33 protein-coding genes are annotated in these 21,208 nt (G+C 30.7%); 5 read left to right on the top strand and 28 right to left on the bottom strand.

Going from position 1 to position 21,208, the window contains the following annotated elements; translation table 11 throughout:
- Nucleotides 1-17 precede the first annotated feature (17 nt).
- The 4 genes from ATR_RS03915 (at nucleotide 18) to ATR_RS03900 (ending at nucleotide 3,214) form a co-directional block, all read left to right on the top strand.
- Complete coding sequence (locus ATR_RS03915) at nucleotides 18-341, top strand: DUF6172 family protein (RefSeq protein WP_115428176.1); 324 nt, start codon at nucleotides 18-20, stop codon at nucleotides 339-341.
- Between the two features lie 75 nt (nucleotides 342-416).
- On the top strand, nucleotides 417-1,679 hold the full coding sequence (locus ATR_RS03910; RefSeq protein ID WP_115428175.1) for a serine hydroxymethyltransferase: 1,263 nt from the start codon (nucleotides 417-419) through the stop codon (nucleotides 1,677-1,679).
- A gap of 19 nt (nucleotides 1,680-1,698) precedes the next feature.
- Nucleotides 1,699-2,535 (top strand): bifunctional helix-turn-helix domain-containing protein/methylated-DNA--[protein]-cysteine S-methyltransferase, encoded by an 837-nt coding sequence (locus tag ATR_RS03905; RefSeq protein ID WP_115428174.1) that lies wholly within the window; start codon nucleotides 1,699-1,701, stop codon nucleotides 2,533-2,535.
- Nucleotides 2,528-3,214: an endonuclease III domain-containing protein gene (locus ATR_RS03900; RefSeq protein ID WP_115428173.1), complete on the top strand. Its 687-nt coding sequence runs from the start codon at nucleotides 2,528-2,530 to the stop codon at nucleotides 3,212-3,214. The genes ATR_RS03905 and ATR_RS03900 overlap by 8 nt, the downstream gene beginning before the upstream one ends.
- A gap of 19 nt (nucleotides 3,215-3,233) precedes the next feature.
- Here the strand turns inward: ATR_RS03900 and ATR_RS03895 are convergent, their stop codons facing one another.
- Nucleotides 3,234-3,983, bottom strand: coding sequence for a competence/damage-inducible protein A (locus ATR_RS03895; RefSeq protein ID WP_115428172.1), 750 nt, complete (start codon nucleotides 3,981-3,983; stop codon nucleotides 3,234-3,236).
- Nucleotide 3,984: 1 nt separating this feature from the next.
- Nucleotides 3,985-4,554, bottom strand: a complete 570-nt coding sequence (locus ATR_RS03890) for an adenylate kinase (protein WP_115428171.1) — start codon at nucleotides 4,552-4,554, stop codon at nucleotides 3,985-3,987.
- 131 nt (nucleotides 4,555-4,685) lie between these two features.
- On the opposite strand from ATR_RS03890, the gene ATR_RS03885 reads away from it, so the two are divergent.
- Complete coding sequence (locus ATR_RS03885) at nucleotides 4,686-5,327, top strand: adenylate kinase (protein ID WP_115428170.1); 642 nt, start codon at nucleotides 4,686-4,688, stop codon at nucleotides 5,325-5,327.
- Nucleotides 5,328-5,356: 29 nt separating this feature from the next.
- On the opposite strand, the gene ATR_RS03880 is transcribed toward ATR_RS03885, so the two are convergent.
- The 26 genes from ATR_RS03880 to rplC all read right to left on the bottom strand — a co-directional run bounded on the left by ATR_RS03880 (nucleotide 5,357) and on the right by rplC (nucleotide 21,208).
- Nucleotides 5,357-7,105, bottom strand: coding sequence for a YgiQ family radical SAM protein (locus tag ATR_RS03880; protein WP_115428169.1), 1,749 nt, complete (start codon nucleotides 7,103-7,105; stop codon nucleotides 5,357-5,359).
- Between the two features lie 106 nt (nucleotides 7,106-7,211).
- Nucleotides 7,212-8,960: an aspartate--tRNA ligase gene (gene aspS, locus ATR_RS03875; RefSeq protein ID WP_115428168.1), complete on the bottom strand. Its 1,749-nt coding sequence runs from the start codon at nucleotides 8,958-8,960 to the stop codon at nucleotides 7,212-7,214.
- Nucleotides 8,961-9,004: 44 nt separating this feature from the next.
- Nucleotides 9,005-10,180 carry a hypothetical protein gene (locus ATR_RS03870; protein WP_115428167.1) on the bottom strand — a complete coding sequence of 392 codons (1,176 nt, stop codon included), beginning with the start codon at nucleotides 10,178-10,180 and terminating at the stop codon, nucleotides 9,005-9,007.
- Nucleotides 10,177-10,848 (bottom strand): uracil-DNA glycosylase, encoded by a 672-nt coding sequence (locus ATR_RS03865; protein WP_115428166.1) that lies wholly within the window; start codon nucleotides 10,846-10,848, stop codon nucleotides 10,177-10,179. Before ATR_RS03865 ends, ATR_RS03870 begins: the two co-directional genes overlap by 4 nt.
- Before the next feature lie 79 nt (nucleotides 10,849-10,927).
- Nucleotides 10,928-11,146: a translation initiation factor IF-1 gene (gene infA / locus ATR_RS03860; RefSeq protein WP_115428165.1), complete on the bottom strand. Its 219-nt coding sequence runs from the start codon at nucleotides 11,144-11,146 to the stop codon at nucleotides 10,928-10,930.
- Between the two features lie 11 nt (nucleotides 11,147-11,157).
- The gene (map, locus tag ATR_RS03855) at nucleotides 11,158-11,922 is read right to left on the bottom strand and encodes a type I methionyl aminopeptidase (RefSeq protein ID WP_115428164.1); all 765 of its coding nucleotides are present in this window, start codon (nucleotides 11,920-11,922) and stop codon (nucleotides 11,158-11,160) included.
- A 2-nt stretch (nucleotides 11,923-11,924) separates the two neighbouring features.
- On the bottom strand, nucleotides 11,925-13,187 hold the full coding sequence (secY, locus tag ATR_RS03850) for a preprotein translocase subunit SecY (RefSeq protein WP_115428163.1): 1,263 nt from the start codon (nucleotides 13,185-13,187) through the stop codon (nucleotides 11,925-11,927).
- Between the two features lie 2 nt (nucleotides 13,188-13,189).
- Nucleotides 13,190-13,588: a 50S ribosomal protein L15 gene (gene rplO, locus ATR_RS03845; protein ID WP_115428162.1), complete on the bottom strand. Its 399-nt coding sequence runs from the start codon at nucleotides 13,586-13,588 to the stop codon at nucleotides 13,190-13,192.
- Between the two features lie 4 nt (nucleotides 13,589-13,592).
- The gene (rpsE, locus tag ATR_RS03840) at nucleotides 13,593-14,033 is read right to left on the bottom strand and encodes a 30S ribosomal protein S5 (protein ID WP_081757166.1); all 441 of its coding nucleotides are present in this window, start codon (nucleotides 14,031-14,033) and stop codon (nucleotides 13,593-13,595) included.
- Between the two features lie 9 nt (nucleotides 14,034-14,042).
- Nucleotides 14,043-14,402: a 50S ribosomal protein L18 gene (rplR, locus tag ATR_RS03835; protein WP_115428161.1), complete on the bottom strand. Its 360-nt coding sequence runs from the start codon at nucleotides 14,400-14,402 to the stop codon at nucleotides 14,043-14,045.
- 9 nt (nucleotides 14,403-14,411) lie between these two features.
- Nucleotides 14,412-14,948, bottom strand: coding sequence for a 50S ribosomal protein L6 (gene rplF, locus ATR_RS03830; protein WP_115428160.1), 537 nt, complete (start codon nucleotides 14,946-14,948; stop codon nucleotides 14,412-14,414).
- A gap of 9 nt (nucleotides 14,949-14,957) precedes the next feature.
- Entirely contained in the window at nucleotides 14,958-15,356 is a 399-nt protein-coding gene (gene rpsH, locus ATR_RS03825; RefSeq protein ID WP_115428159.1) for a 30S ribosomal protein S8, read from the bottom strand.
- A gap of 12 nt (nucleotides 15,357-15,368) precedes the next feature.
- Entirely contained in the window at nucleotides 15,369-15,554 is a 186-nt protein-coding gene (locus ATR_RS03820; RefSeq protein ID WP_024776091.1) for a type Z 30S ribosomal protein S14, read from the bottom strand.
- A complete protein-coding gene (gene rplE / locus ATR_RS03815; protein WP_115428158.1) occupies nucleotides 15,554-16,102 on the bottom strand; it encodes a 50S ribosomal protein L5 in 549 nt (182 codons plus the stop codon). Before rplE ends, ATR_RS03820 begins: the two co-directional genes overlap by 1 nt.
- Nucleotides 16,103-16,105: 3 nt before the next feature.
- A complete protein-coding gene (rplX, locus tag ATR_RS03810; protein ID WP_115428157.1) occupies nucleotides 16,106-16,342 on the bottom strand; it encodes a 50S ribosomal protein L24 in 237 nt (78 codons plus the stop codon).
- Between the two features lies 1 nt (nucleotide 16,343).
- Nucleotides 16,344-16,712 carry a 50S ribosomal protein L14 gene (rplN, locus tag ATR_RS03805; RefSeq protein WP_024776088.1) on the bottom strand — a complete coding sequence of 123 codons (369 nt, stop codon included), beginning with the start codon at nucleotides 16,710-16,712 and terminating at the stop codon, nucleotides 16,344-16,346.
- Nucleotides 16,712-16,963: a 30S ribosomal protein S17 gene (gene rpsQ, locus ATR_RS03800; RefSeq protein WP_066154623.1), complete on the bottom strand. Its 252-nt coding sequence runs from the start codon at nucleotides 16,961-16,963 to the stop codon at nucleotides 16,712-16,714. Before rpsQ ends, rplN begins: the two co-directional genes overlap by 1 nt.
- A 10-nt stretch (nucleotides 16,964-16,973) precedes the next feature.
- Nucleotides 16,974-17,165: a 50S ribosomal protein L29 gene (rpmC, locus tag ATR_RS03795; protein WP_115428156.1), complete on the bottom strand. Its 192-nt coding sequence runs from the start codon at nucleotides 17,163-17,165 to the stop codon at nucleotides 16,974-16,976.
- Complete coding sequence (rplP, locus tag ATR_RS03790; protein WP_066154618.1) at nucleotides 17,152-17,577, bottom strand: 50S ribosomal protein L16; 426 nt, start codon at nucleotides 17,575-17,577, stop codon at nucleotides 17,152-17,154. The genes rpmC and rplP overlap by 14 nt, the downstream gene beginning before the upstream one ends.
- Before the next feature lie 2 nt (nucleotides 17,578-17,579).
- The gene (gene rpsC, locus ATR_RS03785; protein WP_115428155.1) at nucleotides 17,580-18,284 is read right to left on the bottom strand and encodes a 30S ribosomal protein S3; all 705 of its coding nucleotides are present in this window, start codon (nucleotides 18,282-18,284) and stop codon (nucleotides 17,580-17,582) included.
- Complete coding sequence (rplV, locus tag ATR_RS03780; protein WP_115428154.1) at nucleotides 18,284-18,616, bottom strand: 50S ribosomal protein L22; 333 nt, start codon at nucleotides 18,614-18,616, stop codon at nucleotides 18,284-18,286. The genes rpsC and rplV overlap by 1 nt, the downstream gene beginning before the upstream one ends.
- A gap of 2 nt (nucleotides 18,617-18,618) precedes the next feature.
- Complete coding sequence (rpsS, locus tag ATR_RS03775; protein WP_115428153.1) at nucleotides 18,619-18,894, bottom strand: 30S ribosomal protein S19; 276 nt, start codon at nucleotides 18,892-18,894, stop codon at nucleotides 18,619-18,621.
- A 9-nt stretch (nucleotides 18,895-18,903) separates the two neighbouring features.
- On the bottom strand, nucleotides 18,904-19,731 hold the full coding sequence (rplB, locus tag ATR_RS03770) for a 50S ribosomal protein L2 (protein ID WP_115428152.1): 828 nt from the start codon (nucleotides 19,729-19,731) through the stop codon (nucleotides 18,904-18,906).
- A gap of 10 nt (nucleotides 19,732-19,741) precedes the next feature.
- Complete coding sequence (locus ATR_RS03765; protein ID WP_066154604.1) at nucleotides 19,742-20,023, bottom strand: 50S ribosomal protein L23; 282 nt, start codon at nucleotides 20,021-20,023, stop codon at nucleotides 19,742-19,744.
- 1 nt (nucleotide 20,024) lies between these two features.
- Nucleotides 20,025-20,636, bottom strand: a complete 612-nt coding sequence (gene rplD, locus ATR_RS03760) for a 50S ribosomal protein L4 (RefSeq protein ID WP_115428151.1) — start codon at nucleotides 20,634-20,636, stop codon at nucleotides 20,025-20,027.
- Nucleotides 20,633-21,208, bottom strand: coding sequence for a 50S ribosomal protein L3 (gene rplC, locus ATR_RS03755; RefSeq protein WP_115428150.1), 576 nt, complete (start codon nucleotides 21,206-21,208; stop codon nucleotides 20,633-20,635). The genes rplD and rplC overlap by 4 nt, the downstream gene beginning before the upstream one ends.

The raw sequence follows: 21,208 nt of genomic DNA, 5'->3' as shown, positions 1-21,208 counted from the left end.
AAATGAAGGATTTTAAGATGAAAAAAGTATTTAATATAGATATACAAAATAAAACAAGAGAGAGGCAAATTGATAGTATAAAAAATGATATACGAAAATATATCAAACGAGAGAAAGGTAAAAAGTTACCAGATGGTTTTAACTCTTGGTTTTTTAATTGCAAATTTGGTAAAACTCAAGAAGATGCAAAAGAGATATTTTTTGCTGATATTATAAAAAGTGTTGATTTGGCTCAAAGTGAAAATTATGCTAGTTTTTATTTAGAAATTGTTGCAACTGCCATACTTAAAGAGAAGAAATCTCTAAATGATGATGAAAGTTTAGATAAGTCGGAAAATTAAGAAATAGCAATTTTTGGATTGTTTTATACTCTTAAATTAGGTTAGTATTTTAAAAAATTAAAACTGGAGCAAAAAATGAGTTATATAGAGAATGATAGATTAGAGATAGCGGATAAAGAGGTATTTGAAATAGTTGAAGCAGAATTAGCTAGACAGACAAACCATTTAGAGATGATTGCAAGTGAGAATTTCACATCTCCAGCAGTAATGGAAGCTATGGGTTCAGTATTTACAAATAAGTATGCAGAAGGTTATCCATATAAAAGATATTATGGTGGTTGTGAACAAGCTGATAAAGTAGAACAACTAGCAATTGATAGAGTTTGTAAAATCTTTGATTGTAAATTTGCAAATGTACAACCACATAGTGGAAGCCAAGCAAATGGTGCAGTATATGCAGCACTACTAAAAGCAGGAGATAAAATTTTAGGTATGGATTTATCTCATGGAGGACATTTAACTCATGGTTCAAAACCTAGTTTTTCAGGTCAAAACTACTCAGCATTTTACTATGGTGTTGAACTTGATGGAAGAATAAATTATGATAAAGTAGAAGAGATAGCAAAAACTGTTATGCCAAAAATCATTGTTTGTGGAGCTAGTGCTTATGCAAGAGAGATTGATTTTAAAAGATTTAAAGATATAGCAAACAAAGTTGGTGCTATTCTATTTGCTGATATTGCACATATTGCTGGTTTAGTTGCTGCTGGTGAACATATGAGCCCTTTCCCTTATGCAGATGTTGTTACAACAACTACTCATAAAACTCTAAGAGGTCCTAGAGGTGGAGTTATTATGACAAATGATGAAGATATTGCTAAAAAAATAAATAGTGCAATATTCCCAGGACTTCAAGGTGGTCCTCTTATGCATGTAATTGCTGCAAAAGCTGTTGCCTTTAAAGAGATACTAGATCCAAAATGGAAAGATTATGCTGTTCAAGTTAAAGCAAATGCAAAAGTATTAGGTGAAGTTCTTGTAAGTAGAGGTTATGAACTTGTAAGTGGTGGAACTGATAATCATCTTGTTTTAGTATCATTCTTAAATAAACCTTTCTCAGGTAAAGATGCAGATGCTGCATTAGGTAATGCTGGAATTACTGTAAATAAAAATACTGTTCCTGGAGAAACTAGAAGCCCTTTTGTAACAAGTGGTATTAGAATTGGAAGCCCTGCATTAACAGCACGTGGAATGAAAGAAGAGGAGTTTAAATATATCGCAAATAAAATTTGTGATGTTTTAGATAACATAGAAGATACAAATTTACATGCTAAAATTAACAAAGATCTTGAAAAATTAGCTAATAACTTTGTTATCTATTCTAAATCAACTTATTAAATAGTAAAAGGAAGTAGGATTGAGCTTAGTTGATACTACTTATAAACAGATAGAAAAAGCTATAAAATATATAGATGAGAACTTTAAATCTCATCCTAGTATTGATGAAATAGCAAAATATAGTGGTATGAGTAAATACCACTTTATAAGAGTATTCAAAGAGTATGTAGGTCTTACTCCAAAACAGTTTTTACATAGTATTACTCTAAATTATGCCAAAGAACATATAAAAGAGTCTAAATCTATTCTTGATAGTAGTTTGGATATTGGATTATCTAGTACAAGTAGGCTTCATGAACTTTTTGTAAATTTAATAGGAGTTACTCCTAAAGAGTGGAAAGAGAAAGGAAGAGATGTAAAGATAACCTATGGCTTTGGGAAAACTCCTTTTGGTAATGCTCTTATTGGATTTACTTCAAAAGGAGTTTGCTATTTAGGTTTTTACGACAATAATAAAGAAGATGTTTTTCAAAGATTTAATGAGCTATGGGAAAATGCAAATTTAGTTTTTAATCAAAAACTTGCATATGAATATTTGGAAAATATCTTTATAAAAAACAGAAAATACCCACTTTTTGTAAAAGGCACTAATCTTCAAATAAATGTTTGGAAAGCACTTATAAATATCCCAAATGGAGAGATTACAACATATAGTGATATTGCAAATATTCTAGATAAACCAAAATCAGTAAGAGCTATTGCAAATGCAATAGGTAAAAATCATATAGGCTACTTAATTCCTTGTCATAGAGTAATCTCAAAAAGTGGAGCCATAAGTGGTTATAGATGGGGAATTGAAAGAAAAGAGAGCTTACTTGCATTTGAAGCTTTAAAAAAGGATAAAGAGGATGAATAATTTATTTAAGATTTACAATAAGCTTTATGATGTTTATGGTCCACAAGGTTGGTGGCCATTTATGGAAGTTCCTAACTACTATCACAAACTTGACTACTCATATCCAAAAAATGAAAATCAAATTTTTGAAGTATGTTTAGCTTCAATTTTAACTCAAAACAGAAGCTTCAAACAAGTTGTTCAAAGCTTAACAAATTTAAAAGAATCCAATTTTTTGGATTATAAAAAGATAAAAAAAATGCCTTTGGATAAGTTAAAAGAGCTTATAAAACCATCAGGTTATAGCAACCAAAAATCACAATATGTGCTTAATTTTATAGATTTTTTTGAAAAATTAAATGGAAGAGTTCCAAGTCGTGAAGAGCTTTTAAATATAAAAGGAGTTGGTGAGGAGACAGCAGATAGTATGCTTTTATATGGTTTTAAACAACCACATTTTAAAGTAGATGCTTACACAAAAAGACTATTAGTAAACTATAAAATAGTAGATGAAAAAGCAAAATATATAGATATCAAAAAACTTTTTGAAAAAGAGATAAAAAAAAAGATAAAAGAAGAAGATGAGCTAATATTAGTTTATCAAGAGTTTCATGCTTTGATTGTTTGTCACTCAAAACTCTACTACTCAAAACAGCCTTATGGGAATGGGTGCTTTTTGGATGAAATTCTAAATAACTAAAAAAGTAAATTCTAATCTCTCAAAGATCTTCTAGTATATACTCTTTTTTAAACTCTATACAATAATCAATAAATAGTTCAAAATATTTACTTACTGCTTCTTTATCGTATCCAGCTAGACTTATGACTACTCTTCTTTCTTCTCCTATAATTTTTGGCAAAGATGAAAAATCTATCTCTTTTGGAATTTTCTGCATAATTGGTATTAAGTTATTTTCGCTAGTTTTTATAGTTACTGTTTTTCTATATTTTTGATTACTATTTTTAGGATATAATTTATCCAAAGCTTCAAGTACCATGCTTTGACTCATAGAAGGAAATCCTGGAGTAAAAAAGAATCTATCTTCTAGATAAAAACCAGCTACATTATTTACAACATTTTTAAGAAGCTTTGCATCTTTTGGTAGATTTGCCATATTTACCCTAAAAGGATAAGCATCCTCTTTAAACTCTTCTATTATTCTTTTTTTCGCTTCTTTATGCTCTTCTAAAATAGTGTTTGTAAAAACTTTTGCAGCTATCTCTCTAGTAAAATCATCTGGTGTTGCTCCAATTCCACCAAAACAAAACATTACAGAGTTTTTATCAGCTTTTATAATATTAAAAATATTTTCTATAAGATTTACATCATCAGCTATAATAAAAGAGCCTTTATGTTCCCACCCTCTTTTTATTAGCTCACTATTTAAAAAAGCAAAATGCTTATCAACTCTTCTTCCATTTAAAAGCTCTGTTCCAATAATAACACTATAAAAGTTTATTTCATTCATCTTAAATTTTTGACTTAATAAAACTATCTATATCTTCTACAATTTTTTCAATAGTTCTCTCACCATCTATTTTTTTCAAAAGCTTTTTCTCTTCATAAAAATCTTGAATAGCTTTTAAAGGTTCTAAATATACGTTCATTCGATTATTAAAAACCTCTATTTTATCATCATCTCCCCTATTTCTTCCAAGCACCCTATCTTTCGCAGTATTTTGGCTTACTACAACTTCTATACAAGCTTTAAGTTCTAGTTCATCTTCTATTTTTAAATACTCATCCAAAGCATTTAGTTGCTCTAAGCTTCGTGGATAACCATCTATTATAATATTGTTTGTTGGAGCATTTTTTATAGCATTTATTATTGTTTTGATAGCTATGTTTATAGGTACTATTAAACCATTATTTATATAATTTTCTATCTCTTTTCCAGTTTCACTTTTAGTAGCAACTTCTGCTCTTAACATATCTCCTGTACTATAGTGAGTTATGTTTTCATATTTTTTTGCTATTAATTCAGCATTTGTAGTTTTGCCACTTCCAGGAGCACCAATTATTAAAAATAGTTTTTTCAATTCATTTTCCTCTTAAGATTTAATCTTTTATTGTATCAAAAACAATTTAAAAGCATAATGTAAGTTAAAAAACTTATCAACTATTAAAAGCTTTTTTACTACAATATAGCCAAAATTTTTAAGGATAAAATATGAACTTAATGCTATTTGGAGCACCTGGTGCTGGAAAAGGAACTCAAGCAAAGTTTCTAATTGAAAAATATAATATTCCACAAATCTCAACTGGAGATATGTTTAGAGCTGCAATTGCTGACAAAACAGATATGGGTATGGAAGCAAAAAAATTTATGGATGAAGGAAAATTAGTTCCAGATGAGATAACTATTGGTATTATCAAAGATAGATTAGCAGAAGCTGACTGTAAAAATGGATTTATTCTTGATGGTTTTCCAAGAACATTGGCTCAAGCTGAAGCTTTAAATGGTCTATTAAAAGATTTAAATATCTCTTTAGATAAAGTTATCTCTTTAAATGTTCCTGATGAATTGATAGTTGGAAGAATTACAGGAAGAAGAGTTTGTTCAAAATGTGGAGCATCTTTCCATGTAGAGTTTAATCCATCTAAAAAAGAGGATATTTGTGATTACTGTGAGAGTGATTTAATGATTAGAAAAGATGATAATGCTCAAACTGTAAAAAGCAGACTTGAAGCTTACCATACACAAACAACACCTTTAATAAATTATTACAAAGAAAAAGGCATTTTTATTGAACTTGATGGTACAAAAGATGTATCACTTGTAACACAAGATATGTTTAAAGCTCTATCTTAAATAGTTAAAAGAAGATATAAAATCTTCTTTTAACCCTGCATCCCAAAACTAGTTTTTGATTTACAAAAACTCTTTTTTGCTACAACAATCTCTTTTTGTCTCTCTTTTTTTAAAGTATCTTTTTCAACAAAAATTTTCTTTTTTGTAAATGGGTCTAGCTCTGTATAGTACATAACAGCAGAATAAGTTCCTGGTGTTGGAGTAAAAACTTGAGCTTGTTCTGGATTAATTTTAAGCTCATGAGTTGTAAACTGTTTAAGTTCGTGCATATGACTCTCTTTGCAACCTGGATGTGCAGCAATTAGATAATATGTTAAAAACTGTTTTTTCCCTGTCTCTTTATTTAACTCATCAAACATTCGTTTAAAATCAATCAAAGTTTGTTTTCCAGGTTTTCCCATATGATGTAGTACTTCATCGCTTGTGTGTTCAGGAGCTATTTTCATTTGACCAGAAATATGATGGTCAATTATCTCTTTTAAATACTCTTTACCATGTTTTTTATCAGCAGCTATAAAGTCATATCTAATTCCTGAAGCTATAAAAGCTTTTTTGATTTTTGGAATAGCTCTAATATCTCTTAAAAGCTCTATATTTCTACTATGATTTACCTTCATAGTTCTACAAAGTCTATGTGCATCTACACATCTTTTATTATCTATACAAGTTCCTAAATTCTCCTTTTTGACACACTCATAGCCATACATATTTGCAGTTGGTCCTCCTACATCAGATATTATCCCTTTAAAATCTTTTATAGTTGTAAAATGCTTTGCTTCATCTAAAATATTTTTCTCACTTCTTGTTCTTATGGTTCTGCCTTGATGAGCAGCAATTGCACAAAAATTGCACTCTCCCCAACATCCATGATGTGTCATAATAGAGAATTTTATTGTTTCAAGGCACTTTACTTTTCCATCTTTTGCATTATAGGGATGAACATCTCTTTGATATGGGAAAGATGCAATTTTATCCATTTCATCCTCTTTTAAATACCTACTTGGTGGATTTTGGATTAAATATCTTCCATCAACTTCTTGACAAAGTCCTTTAGAATAAACTGGGTCATTATTATCATAAAAAGTTCTAAATAAATCTATATATTTCTCTTTATTATCTAAACACTCTTTATGTGATGGAATTTGCAAATAGTCTTTTACTGGCTCTTTGGAAATATAACAAAGCCCTGCAATTGTTCTTACATCTTTTCCCTCTTTTAAATAATTTCCTAAATCTATTATTGCTTGTTCACCCATTCCATAAATCATATAATCAGCTTTTGAATCAAATAAGATTGGTTTTCTTAAAGAGTTTGACCAATAATCATAATGACTTAATCGTCTTAAACTAGCTTCAATTCCACCTAAAACTATTGGTACTGTGTTTTTAAAATATCTTCTAATGAGATTTGTATAAACCAAAGTTGCTCTATCTGGTCTTTTATTATTTTTTCCACCAGGAGTATAATCATCATCATTTCTAAACTTTTTTGTAGCAGTATAGTTTGAAACCATAGAGTCAATACTTCCACCACTAACTCCCCAAAATAGTTTTGGCTCACCTAATCTTTTTATATCTACATCACTTGTAATATCTGGTTGCCCAATAATTCCAACACGAAATCCAATATCTTCTAAAATTCTTCCAACAACAGCAATTCCCATAAAAGGAGAATCAATATAAGCATCACCTGTTATTAAAACAACATCAAGTTCATCCCAAGCTCTTTGTTTCATCTCTTCTTTTGTTGTAGGTAAAAATTTGTTTTGTTTATTCATATATATTCTTTTTTATATTATTAATTTAGTTGTTGGCTTAAGTTTTAGTATTTTTGAGGGTATTTTTAAAAATTAGTTATGAGCAAGTAGCTAAAAAGCTACCTTTTTATTGCTCAATTTTTCTTACTCTTATATGTAACTCTTTTAACTGTGCTTCATCAACCTCAGAAGGAGCTTGAGTTAATAAACATTGAGCTTTTTGAGTTTTAGGGAATGCTATTACATCTCTTATAGAATCAGTTCCAGCAAGTAGCATAATCATTCTATCAAGTCCTAAAGCAAACCCACCATGAGATGGTGCTCCATATTGTAAAGCATCAAGCAAGAATCCAAACTTCTCTTTTGCCTCTTCTTGAGAGATTCCCATAAGTTCAAATACTTTACTTTGAATCTCTTCTTTGTGAATTCTTATACTTCCACCACCAAGTTCTGTTCCATTTAAAACAATATCATAAGCTATTGATTCAATCTCTTCTAAGTCCTCTTTATTTAAATCTTTTGGCATTGTAAATGGATGATGAAGAGCTTTTGTTTTTCCATCTTCAACTTCAAACATAGGGAAATCTACAACCCATAAGAACTCATATTTATCAGCTGGAACTATATTCATCTCATTTGCCAAAAATAATCTAAATCTTCCCATATAATCCCATACAGTTTTTTTATCCCCTGCTCCAAAGAATACAACATCTCCAACTTCAAGATTTGTAACTTTTACAATCTCTTCTAAATCAGCTTCAGTAAAGAATTTTGTAAGTGGTCCTTTAAGCCCATCTTCTTTCATTTGGAAGTATCCAAGACCTTTTGCTCCAAATTTTCTTACATAATCTTCAAAACCTTTCATCTGTCTTTTTGAGAAGATATTATCTCCATTTGGACATCTTAAAGCTTTTATTCTATTGTTTTTCTTATCTTTTGCAATATCAGTAAAAATTTCATTTGAAGATTTCTCAAATATATCAATAACATCAATTAAAGGCATATGAAATCTTAAATCAGGTTTATCTGAACCATAGCTTTCCATAGCTTCACTATATTTCATTCTTTTAAAAGTTTTTGGAATATCTTTTCCACATTTTGTAAATACATCATAGATTAATTTTTCAGCAACAGCAATTACATCTTCTTGAGTACAAAAACTCATCTCAACATCTATTTGAGTAAATTCTGGTTGTCTATCTGCTCTTAAATCTTCATCTCTAAAACATTTTGCAATTTGGAAATATCTATCAAATCCAGCTACCATTAAAAGTTGTTTAAATAGTTGAGGAGATTGAGGTAGTGCATAGAACTCTCCTGCATGAACTCTTGAAGGAACTAAATAATCTCTTGCACCTTCTGGAGTTGATTTTGTTAAAATTGGAGTTTCAACATCTAAAAATCCCAACTCATCAAGACTGTTTCTAGCTTGAATAGTTGCTTTACTTCTTAGTTGGAAAATGTCAAATGATTTTTTACTTCTTAGCTCTAAAAATCTATTTCTTAATTTTATCTCATCATTTACTTTCTCATCATTTATATCAAAAGGCATAGCTTTTGATCTATTTTCAATAACAAGATTTTCTAAAATAATCTCTATTTTCCCAGTTTCTAAGTTTGGATTTTCTAAACCTTCCCCTCTAGCTCTTACAGTTCCTGTTGCTATTAAAACAAACTCATCTCTTACAGTCTCAGCAACCCCTAAAGCCTCTTTACAATCTTGTGGATCTGCAACAAGCTGAACTAAACCACTTTTATCTCTTAAATCAATAAAAATAATCCCACCGTGATCTCTTCTACTATTTACCCATCCAGCAACTGTAACTTTTTGCCCTATTAAATTTTCTCTTACACTTGTATTATAATGTGTTCTCAAAATTAAACTCCATTTTCTAAATAAACCGCGATTTTATCCAAATCTTACTTAATCTCTACAAAGCCATAATCTGTGCTTTTAAAAAGTCTAGGATTATAAACAACTTGATTTTCTACAATTTTTGTTGGCATAAAGCTATTATTTCCATTTATTAAGTAACTAATTCCAACTAAAGTTGAGTAATCTACCCACTCAAAATTTATATTTCCACCAAAATTTATAATCTCATCTCTTAACTTTGGATTTAGCTTATCTATTGAATTAGCCAAAACCAACCTCTCTCTATCTTTATCTTGAGTTAAAGTCATTAAAATAGGGTCAAAATTTATTTGAGTTGAAAATATAAATTTTGGATAAATATCATTAGCTCTTAATTGAGACATAATAAGTGAGCTTTTTACAATATCTACGTTAAGAAATAGTGAACTATTTCTTAATCTTGAATCAGATACCAAAGATTTGAAATTTGTCTCATTTTTTCTTACCTCTTTTCTTGCAGTTGTATAGCTGATTGTATTTTCATAGCTATTTCTTAACTTATTTCCCAAATATGTATCTTGATAAAATAGTACATTTGGACCATCTGAGTAATAACTTAATTTTTTAAGTTGATCTTCATAAGAGATAGAACCAAAAATTAAACTATTATTTGTAGCTAAACTATCTTTTTTTTCAATCAAAGGAAGATATACCATAATATCATCTAGTGCCAAACTATTTATATTATTTATTGCATTTGGTGTAAATAGTGCAATAACTTTTGTAATACCTGCTTCTTTAACCTTTTCAAAAGCCTTATTTATGCTATCCATACTCTCATTTTGACTATCAATTACAACTAAATTATAGTTTGCCTCTATAAAAGACAAATACCCAGCAGTTGTGTTTATTGAGTTTCTAGCATACTTTGAAACTAAAGATGATGGATATACAAAGGCAACTTTTAAATTTGCCTTTGTACTATCAAACTTTATCTCCATTTCATTAGATAGTAAAGCTTCACTATCTTCATCGGAAGTAATTTCATTTTTAGAACCACTATTGTTTATAATCTCTTCTTGAATTACACTATCATTTGAGATAAACTCTTCTACCACTGTTTTTTTATCTTCATCAACTTTTTTAGCTGGTACATTTTGGGGCATCTTTAGTTTTACAACTTTTTGTGTACATCCAGCAAGTAAAAATGCCATAAAAATCAAAGCAACTAACTTTTTCAACTTAAACTCTCCTCATATAAATTTTTTATTTTTAACATATCAAGATAAGTATCTTTTTTTAAAGAAGGATTTTTTAATAGATGAAGTGGAGTATATATTGATACCAAATTCGTAGAGTTAAAATTTAAAACTTTTCCTCTATCTTTTGAAAAACTACCACTATTTTTTAGTAAATAGTCATAAACTCTCTCTCCTACAGCGACAATAATTTTTGGCTTTACAATCTCTATTTGTTTTAATAAATAACAGTTGCAACTATCAAAATTTTGAATCTTTGCCTCTTGCTTTCCTCTACACTTCACTAAATTTGTAGTATAAACTTCCTCTTTCTTTATCTTTAAACTACCCTCAATCATTTTTGCCAACATTTCACCAGCATTTCCAACAAAGAAAGCACCCAATTCATCTTCACTTTTTGATGGCTCATCACAAATAAACATAAGTTTTGAATTGATATCTCCATATCCAAAAAGTGTATGTTTTCTTGTTTTTGATAAATCACACAAATAGCAGTTTTCAACAGATTTTTTAAGCTCTTCTAAACTATTTGGTAATGAGAAATCACAACTACTATAAAAATTTATATTTAATTCACTATGATATTTAATTCCAAAAAGTTTTTGATTGTATAGGTATTTTAAAACTTGATTCTTAACTTTATTTGTCATACTAGATTTTACAAAAAATATGCTTTAGTATCAATTTTAAAGAAGGTTTATTAAATAGAGAAAGTTCTCTATTTAATAACTATTTTTTTCTATGAACAATTCTTCCCTTATCAAGTGAATAAGGTGTTATCTCAACTGTTACAGTATCATTTGGTAATATTCTAATATAATGCATCCTCATCTTACCTGAGATATGACATAAAACTATATGTCCATTATCCAACTGTACTCTAAACATTGCATTTGGTAAAGCTTCAACAACTTTTCCATCTACAATAATCACATCATCTTTTGCCACATTCGTTCCTTTTAATCTTCTTGTCTACTTAAAATAACTGCTCGTCCATTAACAACAGCAACTGTATGCTCATAGTGACTACCTCTTAACCCATCAGCTGAGACAACATCCCAACCATTTTTAAGAATAATAGGCTCCCTATCTTTTTGACAAATCATGGGTTCAATACAAAACACCATTCCATTTTTAATTTTTGGTCCAGATTTTGTACTTCCATACTCTAAGTAGTTTGGAATTTCAGGCTCTTCATGTGGTTTTCTTCCAATTCCATGTCCACAAAATCTAACTAATGGTTGATAACCTCTTTTAGTAATAAAATCTTCAATAGCCTTTGACAACTCTTTAAATCTCATACCATCTTTAATTATATCAATAGCATAGTACAAAGCATCTTTTGAACAAGCTATAAGCTCTTCATCTTTTTTAGAAATCTTTCCAATTGGCATAGTAATAGCACTATCACCATACCAACCATCAACTTCAGTTCCAATATCAATTCCTAAAATATCACCCTCTTTTAAAACTACATCACTAGGAATTCCATGTATTATAACCTCATTTAATGAAGTACAAATAGCATTTGGAAATCCATATAATCCTTTAAAAGATGGTCTAGCTCCTAGGTTATTTATAAATTTTTCACCCATGGCATCAACTTCTTTCAAAGTCATTCCAGCTTTTACGTTTTCACTTAGATATTTTAGTGTTTTTGCAACTACTTGATTTGCAACATAAAGTTTCTCAATCTCTTCGGGTTTTCTAAGTGCAATAGACATTTTTATAGTCCAACCGCACTTAGGGTTTGATATTTATTAGAGTATTGTTGAGCCTCTATTTTTCTCATAGTATCAATTGCAACTTGAACAACAATTAAAACTGAAACCCCTCCAAAATAAAAAGGAACCCCCATAGCTTTTACAATTAGCCAAGGAATAGTTGAGATAAGTCCCATATAAATAGCACCCCAGAAAGTCAATCTTCCTGCAACTGTATTTAAAAATTCAGCCGTACTAGCCCCTGGTCTAACTCCTGGAATAAATCCACCTTGTCTCTTTAAATTCTCACTAATATCTTTTGCATTAAATGTAATAGATGCATAAAAGAATGCAAAGAAAACTACAAATAAAAACATAAATAGATTAAATGTATATGAACTAGGATTTAAATAATCTGCTATCATTACTAGATATTTATTTTGACTTCCTTGTAAAATCGTACTAGGAAACATCAAAATAGCACTTGCAAAAATAGCTGGAATTACTCCACTTAAATTCACTTTTATAGGAATATAGTTCATAACTCTTTTGCTTTGGTTTTGCATAATTACTTTTCTTGAGTATGAAACAGGAACTCTTCTTTCACCTAACTCAACATAAATAATAGCTCCAACTGTTGCAAAAATTACAAGTAAAATACCAATAACTGTTAAAAAATGCATCTGTCCATTATTTACTAAATCAATAGTTCCACCAATAGCACTAGGAATTGCTGAAACAATACCTGCAAAGATAATTAAAGAGATACCATTTCCAATTCCTCTTTGAGTAATTTGCTCTCCAATCCACATTAAAAGCATTGTTCCAGTAAGCATTGAAATTGCCGAAACTGCAATAAATGTATTCATATCAATTGAAATTGCTCCTTGACCACTTTGTCCAGTAAGTGAATTTAAACCAATAGAAACCCCAATAGATTGAATAAGAGTAATAACAATAGTTGTGTATCTGATGATTTGCATATATTTTTGCATCCCATCTCTCTCTTTTTTCATTTTACCTAAAGTTGGGAAAGTTGCAGCAAGAAGCTCCATAATAATAGAAGCTGTAATGTAAGGCATAATTCCTAGTGAGATAATACTTAGTCTTTCAACCGCATTTCCACTAAACATATTAACAAGACCTAATGCATTATTTGCATTTGAGTCAAAAAACTCTTTAACTACATCAATATTAACTCCAGGTACTGGCACATATGCCAGTAGCCTGTATAGAAAAATAAAGCCTAATGTAATAAGAATCTTATTTATTAGATCTTTACTCATAATTATTTTCCAGTAGTTGTAACGTTTTCGTCTTTAATCTTAGCACTTAAATTTTTAGCTGTTGCACCAATAAGTTTTACTTTTACAACAGTTTTTGATAATTTATATACAGATCTAATTGTTTCAACTGTGATTTCTGGTAATTCAGCAATAGCAGTTACTTTTTCAACATTAATTGTATATGGTTTAACTACTCTTGATACAAATCCAACTTTTGGAAGTCTTCTTATAAGTGGCTGTTGTCCACCTTCGAAACCTCTTTTTGCATTGTATCCAGATCTAGCTTTTTGACCTTTATTACCTTTTCCAGCAGTTTTACCGTTACCGCTACCTTGACCTCTACCTTTTCTTTTAGCATCTTTTGTGCTTCCACAAGCTGGTTTTAAATTTTCTAATATCATCTTCTTATCCTTTTATTCTTGCAAGAGCTTCAACTGTAGCTTGTACAAGGTTATTTGGATTGTTTGAACCTAAAGATTTTGCAATAATATCTTTTAAACCAGCAAGCTCAAGAACAGGTCTTGCAGCTCCTCCAGCTATTAATCCAGTTCCTTCTGAAGCTGGTCTTAATAAAATTTTACTTGCATTATATTTATGTTCAATATCATGTGCAATTGTAGTTCCTTTAATAGAAACTGTAACTAAGCTTTTAAATGCATCATCTAAAGCTTTTTTAATAGCATCTGGAACCTCTTTTGCTTTTCCTGTTCCAAAACCTACTGTACCGTTTTTATCTCCAACAACAACTAAAGCTGTAAATCTGAATCTTCTTCCACCTTTTACAACTTTTGTTACTCTTCCGATTTTAACGATCGCTTCTTGAAAATCTTCTCTATTTACTGCCATCATTAATCCTTATAATTTAATACCATTTTCTCTTAATGCGTCAGCAAATGCTGCAACAACACCATGATAAAGATACCCGTTTCTATCATAAACAACTGTTTCAATTCCAGCTGCTTTTAACTTAGAAGCAAACTCAGCTGCAACTTTAACAGCACTCTCTTTATTTCCACTTAAACCCATAGTTTGTGAGCTAATTGCTGCTAAAGTTCTACCTTCAACATCGTTGATAGCTTGTGCACTAATGTATTTGTTTGATTTAAAAATAGATACTCTTGGTTTTTCAGCTGTACCAAAAATATTAGCTCTAACTCTTTTTTTTCTTTTAATTCTTAAAGCAACTTTTTTTGCTAAATCTTTTATTCTACTCATAGTTACACCTTACTTCTTAGCAGTTTTTCCGGCTTTTCTAATGATTTTCTCATCAGTATATTTAACACCTTTACCTTTATATGGTTCTGGTTTTCTATAGCCTCTAATAATTGCAGCAGCTTGTCCAACTTGTTGTTTATCTGCACCTTTAACTGTAATAATGTTTTTCTCAACAGAAATATCTAAACCTTTTTGGATTTCAAAATTAATTGGATGAGAATAACCTAAAATTAACTCTAAAACATTACCTTTTACAGCTGCTTTATATCCAACTCCATTGATCTCTAAAGTTTTTGTGAAACCTTCATGTAGTCCATTTACTGCATTTGCAGTTAATGCTCTATAAGTTCCCCAGAAAGCTGCAGATTCTTTTGTATCTCCATTTTTTGTTAATACAACTTGACCATCTGCCACTTCTATTCCAACTCTTCCATGAGTCTCTACTGTAGAAACATTGTTTCCTTTTTTAACATTAATTACTGTTCCATTTACTGTTACTTCAATTCCAGCAGGAATTGTGATAGGTTTTTTTCCAATTCTAGACATTACTCACTCCTACCATACAGTACAAAGTACTTCACCACCAACTTTTGAAGCATATGCTTCATCATTAGCAATGATACCCTTATTTGTTGAAAGGATAATAGTACCGTAACCGTTTTTAAAGTTTTTAATTTCAGAAGCTGGTTTATAAACTCTTCTTCCTGGTTTTGAAACTCTTACAATCTCATTAATTGCTGATTTCTCTTTATCATCATATTTCAATTCAACTTGAATTGTCTTTTTATTATTTTGTCCATCAATAACTTTGAATCCAGCAATATACTCTTTTTGTAAAAGTACATTCATTACTCCAACAACTGTGTTTGAGTGCAATAATGTTGCAACTTCTAATCTTCTCATTGCAGCATTTCTAATTCTAGTTAAAGCATCTGCGATTAAATCATTCATCATAGCTTTTTTCTCCTACCAACTAGCTTTTCTAACACCAGGTAATAAACCTTCGTTAGCCATTTTTCTTAAACAAACTCTACATAGACCAAAATCTTTATATACTGAGTGAGGTCTTCCACAAACAGAACATCTAGTGTATGCACGTACTGCAAACTTAGGTGTTCTTTGTTGTTTAGCGATCATAGATTTCTTTGCCATTACGCTCTTCCTTTTGTAAATGGAATTCCAATTAACTCTAATAATCTAAATGCTTCTGCATCATTTGATGCAGTTGTAGCTATAGAGATATTCATTCCATGTGTTTTAATGATGTTATCATAAACTACTTCTGGGAACATCAATTGTTCATCAAGTCCAAAGTTAAAGTTTCCTCTTCCATCAAATCCATTTTTATTTACACCTCTGAAGTCTTTTACTCTTGGTAGTGCAATAGTGCAAAGTTTATCTAAGAAGTTATACATTTGCTCACCTCTTAAAGTTACTTTAATACCAACAGGCATTCCTTCTCTTACTTTAAATCCAGCAACAGATTTTTTCGCAATAACTTTAACTGCTCTTTGACCAGCGATTAAAGAGATTGTATCTTGCATATTTTGGATTAGCTTAGTATCTTTCATAGCTTCACCAGCACCAACAGAGATAACAACTTTCTCTACTTTTGCTGTTAAAGTTTTGTTTTTTGAGAACTCTGCTTCAAGAACTGGTTTAATCTCAGCTTTATATTTTTCTAATAATCTTGATGCCATCTTTTACCCTTCCACTTTTGCCACATTTGATATATCAATTGGCATCTCTTTGTTTATAAATCCACCATCTGGATTTTTTTCTTGGTCTGGTTTTACTGTTTTTTTAGCAACTTTGCAATCTTTTACGATTACTTGATTTTTCTTTGGTAATACTTGTAAAACTTCACCAGTTTTACCTTTATCATCACCAGCAATGATTTTAACTGTATCACCTTTTTTAATTTTTAATTTAATAGCCATATTATAATACCTCCGGTGCAAGTGAAACGATTTTCATAAATCCTGAATATCTAACCTCTCTTGCTACTGGTCCAAAAATTCTTGTTCCAACAGGCTCTCTTTTAGCATCTAAAATAACAGCTGCATTGTCATCAAATCTAATTAATGAACCATTCTCTCTTTGAACCTCTTTATGAGTTCTTACAATTACTGCTTTAACAACTTGACCTTTTTTAATTTTTCCAGTTGGAAGAGCTTTTTTAACGCTAGCAACAATAACATCACCAACAGTTGCATATCTTCTTTTAGAACCACCTAAAACTTTGATACACATAATCTCTTTAGCACCTGTGTTATCTGCTACATTTAATCTTGTAAAACTTTGAATCATTATTTAACTCCTGTAGCAAGGATAGTTTTTAATCTAAAAGATTTAGTTTTAGATAGTGGTCTACACTCAATAGCGATAACACTATCACCAACATTTAACTCATTTTTTTCATCATGAATTAAATATTTTTTAAATCTTTTTACAGTTTTATGATACTTTGGGTGTAAAACTGATCTTGTAACTAAAACAGAAGCTGTTTTGTCACCTGATCTTTTTACTACTACACCTTGAATCTCTCTTTTATGTGTCATACTTAGATCCTTAGTTAGCATTTAGAGCTGTAATAGCAGTCTGAATTCTAGCAATATCTTTTTTTGCTGTTCTTAATTCAGATGTATTTGTTAGCTGCATAGTTTTTAGCTTAGCTTTTAATTCAAAAAGAAGCACCTTTTTCTCTTTTAATAATGCTTGAAGTTCGCTCAAGCTTTTATCTTTAATATCAGTATAGTTCATTTTCGCTATCTCTTGTTACAAATTTAGTTTTAAATGGTAGTTTGTGCATTGCTAAAGCCAAAGCTTCTCTTGCTAAACTTTCATCTACTCCAGCCATTTCAAAACAAACTCTTCCTGGCTTAATGTTCATTACCCATTTATCAACACTTCCTTTACCTTTACCCATTCTTGTTTCAAGTGGTTTAGCAGTTAGTGGTTTATCAGGGAATACCATAATCCAAACTTTCGCTTGTCTTTTTACTTTTCTTGTCATGGCTACCCTAGATGCTTCAATTTGTCTTGAATCTACTCTTCCATGCTCAACAGCTTTAATTCCAAAATCTCCGTATGCTAAAGAGTTACCTCTATGAGCTTCACCTCGATTTCTTCCTTTCATCATTTTTCTAAATTTTGTTCTTTTAGGCATTAACATAATTATTTACCTCTTTTCTTTGCTGGTCTTCTTTTTGGTTTTGACTCAGAAGTTTCAGATTTCTCAGTTGGAATTCCTTTTGCAAGAACTTCACCTTTGAATATCCAAACTTTAATACCAATACAACCATAAGCTGTATGAGCTTCAGCAAAACCATAATCAATTCTAGCTCTTAAAGTATGTAAAGGAACTCTTCCTTCTAAATACCACTCAGTTCTAGCCATTTCAGCTCCACCAAGTCTTCCAGAAACAGATACTTTAATACCTTTTGCTCCACCTTTTAGTGCATTTTGCATAACTCTTTTCATAGCTCTTCGAAATGCAACTCTTCTTTCTAGTTGTTGTGCAACATTTTCAGCTGAAAGTAGTGCAGAAGTTTGAGGTTTTCTCTCTTCTTTAATATTTACAGCTATCTCTTTCCCTACAAGTTTAGATAAAGAGTCTTTTAGTTTTTCAACATCTGCACCTTTTTTACCAATGATAATTCCAGGTCTTGCAGCTACTACTGTAACTCTTACTTTTTTTGCAGTTCTTTCTATAACAGTTTGAGCAATTCCAGCATAATATAACTCTTTTTTAACAAATTTTCTTATTTTGTCATCTTCAGCTACATTTGAAGGCATTGTTTCAAATTTTGGAAACCATCTAGACTCCCAGTTTCTATTGATACCTAATCTTAAACCTATTGGATTAACTTTTTGACCCATTACTTGTCTCCTTTTGTTGCAGCAGCTACTTCAATCATAATATGTGCAGTTGGTTTATGCTTTGGTGAAGCTGAACCTCTTGCTCTTGGAGTAAATCTTTTAAGAACTGGTCCTTTATCTACTCTTGCACTTGTAATAACTGCATTTGCTGAGTCCAATCCTGAGTTTGCAACAGCAGAAGCTATTACTTTAGAGATAATTCCAGCAGCTTTGTTTGGAGTAAATTGTAAAGATGCAATTGCATACTCTGCATTCATCCCTTGAACTTCTCTAGCAATTAATCTTGCTTTAATAGGAGAAACTCTAATAAATTTTAATATCGCTCTTGCCATTATTATGCCTTTCTTTGAACAGAACCTTTATGGCCCTTGAATGTTCTAGTTGGTGCAAACTCACCTAATTTATATCCAACATGGTTCTCTGTAACATTTACAGGAACAAAGTTTCTACCATTATGTACATTAAATGTTATTCCAATCATATCTGGAAGAATTGTAGATCTTCTTGACCATGTTTTAATTGGTTTTCTATCTTTTGAACTATTAGCAGCTACAACTTTTTTCATTAAGTGTGCATCTACAAAAGGTCCTTTTTTTATTGATCTTGCCATCTTAAACCCTTACTTCTTTTTTCTTGAAATGATTAGCTTATCACTAGCTTTTTTCTTTCTAGTTTTATAACCTTTAGTTGGCATACCCCATGGAGTAACAGGATGTCTTCCAGAATTTGTTTTACCTTCCCCTCCACCGTGTGGGTGATCTATAGGGTTCATAGCAGATCCTCTTGTTTGAGGTCTAATTCCTAAGTGTCTTGTTCTACCAGCTTTACCAATTACCATATTTATATAATCCCCGTTTCCAACTACACCTATAGTAGCCATACAAACTCCAAGGATTTTTCTCATCTCACCAGATGGTAATCTTAAGATAACATATTTATCTTCTCTTCCCATAATTTGTGCATAACCACCAGCACTTCTAGCAATTTGAGCACCTTTACCTGGTTTTAATTCAATATTGTGAACCATTGTTCCAACAGGAATACTTACAAGTTGCATAGCATTTCCTGGTAAAATATCAAGTCCAGATATAGCAGATTCAACTTTATCTCCAACTTTTAAACCAGATGGTTGAATAATATATCTTTTATCTCCATCAGCATATGAAACTAAACTAATTCTACAGTTTCTATATGGGTCATACTCAACAGTTGCAATAGTACCAACAACATTAAATTTATCTCTTTTAAAATCGATAATTCTATATAGTTTTTTTGCACCTGCTTCTTTGTGTCTTGAAGTAATTCTTCCATTATTATTTCTACCAGCATTTGCTTTTACTCTTACAAGTAAAGATCTAACTGTTGGTTTTGAAGTAATATCAGAGCTATCAATAACTGACATAAATCTTCTAGCAGGAGTTATAGGTCTAAATTTTTTAATTGACATTTCTTACTCCTTATGCTGAAAGGTTCGCAATTGCTGCGCCTTCTGGTAGTGTTACATAGAATTTTTTGAAATCAACTCTTTTTCCAAGTTTACCTCTAAATCTTTTAACTTTTCCATCTTGTCTTAAAGAGTTAATTTTTGTAGGAACTACTCCAAAATACTCTTTGAAAACCTCTTTTAAACCTGTTTTAGTCATTCTAGGACTAGTTTGAACAACGATTACACCATTTTCTTGAAGCTCAATTGTTTTTTCTGTATATAAAATTGATTTAATATCTGTAATATCTGCCATCTTAAGCCTCTTTTGTTAATGCTTCTAGTACTGATTTTTCAATTAGTACAGAGTGATATACAGCAATTAAGTATGCATTTACTTCTTGCTTTTCAATCATATAACAGTTTTTAATATTTCTAAACGCTAAATAAGTTTTTTCATCAATTGTATCAACAACAATTAATGTATCTCTTTTGTTTAGTTTACTTAAAACTGCAACCGCATCTTTAGTTTTACCTGATTCTAATTTAATTGAATCAACTGCAAAAAGTGAACCATTTTGAGCTTGTGCATTTAAAGCATATTTAAGTGCAAGAGCTTTTTGTTTTTTATTTACTTTTTGCTCGTAGTTTCTTTTAGTAGGACCAAAAGTAACTCCACCGCCAACAAATAAAGGTGATCTTTTAGATCCCCATCTTGCAGCTCCACTACCTTTTTGTGCTTTTGGTTTTTTACCACCACCACTTACTTGTGCTCTAGTTTTTGCACTAGCAGTATTTGCTCTTAAAGATGATAAATACGATTTTACATATAAGTATAAATTGTGTTTATTTATCTCTTCATAATTTGCAGGTAAAACTAATTCACCACTATTTTCAAATTTTGTATTTAATACTATTGCTTTACTCATTTAGCAACCTTTACTTTTCCTAATGAACCATTTGGACCAGATACTGAACCTTTAAGAACTAAAACTCCAGCTTCCGCATCAAATGATAAAACTTCATTTTTTACAGATACATTTGTATTTCCGTATTGTCCTGGCATTTTTTTACCTGGTTGAACTCTTCCTGGGAACTCACAGTTACCAATTGAACCTGTTCTCTTACCCATTCTATGTCCGTGAGAACTTCTTCCACCAGCAAAATTCCATCTTTTTACAACTCCAGAGAAACCTCTACCTTTTGTTTTAAAAGTTGTTTTAACGATTTTTGCTTCACCTAAACCAGCAACATCTAAATCTCCAGCTTCACTATTTGCTACAGTAATTGTTGCAAATCTGTTAAACTCTTTAGATAGGTTATATTTTTTTTGTTGTCCCTCAATAGCTTTGTTGAATTTTTTACCGCTACTATAAGAAACTAGTGCTACACCATCAGTTACTTGACATACTTTTGTATCAATAACTTTTAAAAGTGTAACCGCTGTACTAGGAACAGATACTGTTCTACTCATACCGATTTTTTGAACTATAAATTCCAT

The sequence above is a fragment of the Aliarcobacter trophiarum LMG 25534 genome (assembly GCF_003355515.1).
Classification (GTDB): Bacteria; Campylobacterota; Campylobacteria; order Campylobacterales; family Arcobacteraceae; genus Aliarcobacter; species Aliarcobacter trophiarum.
The sequence above is the reverse complement of the archived record's forward strand: the minus strand, read 5'-3'. Positions and strand labels throughout refer to the sequence as shown.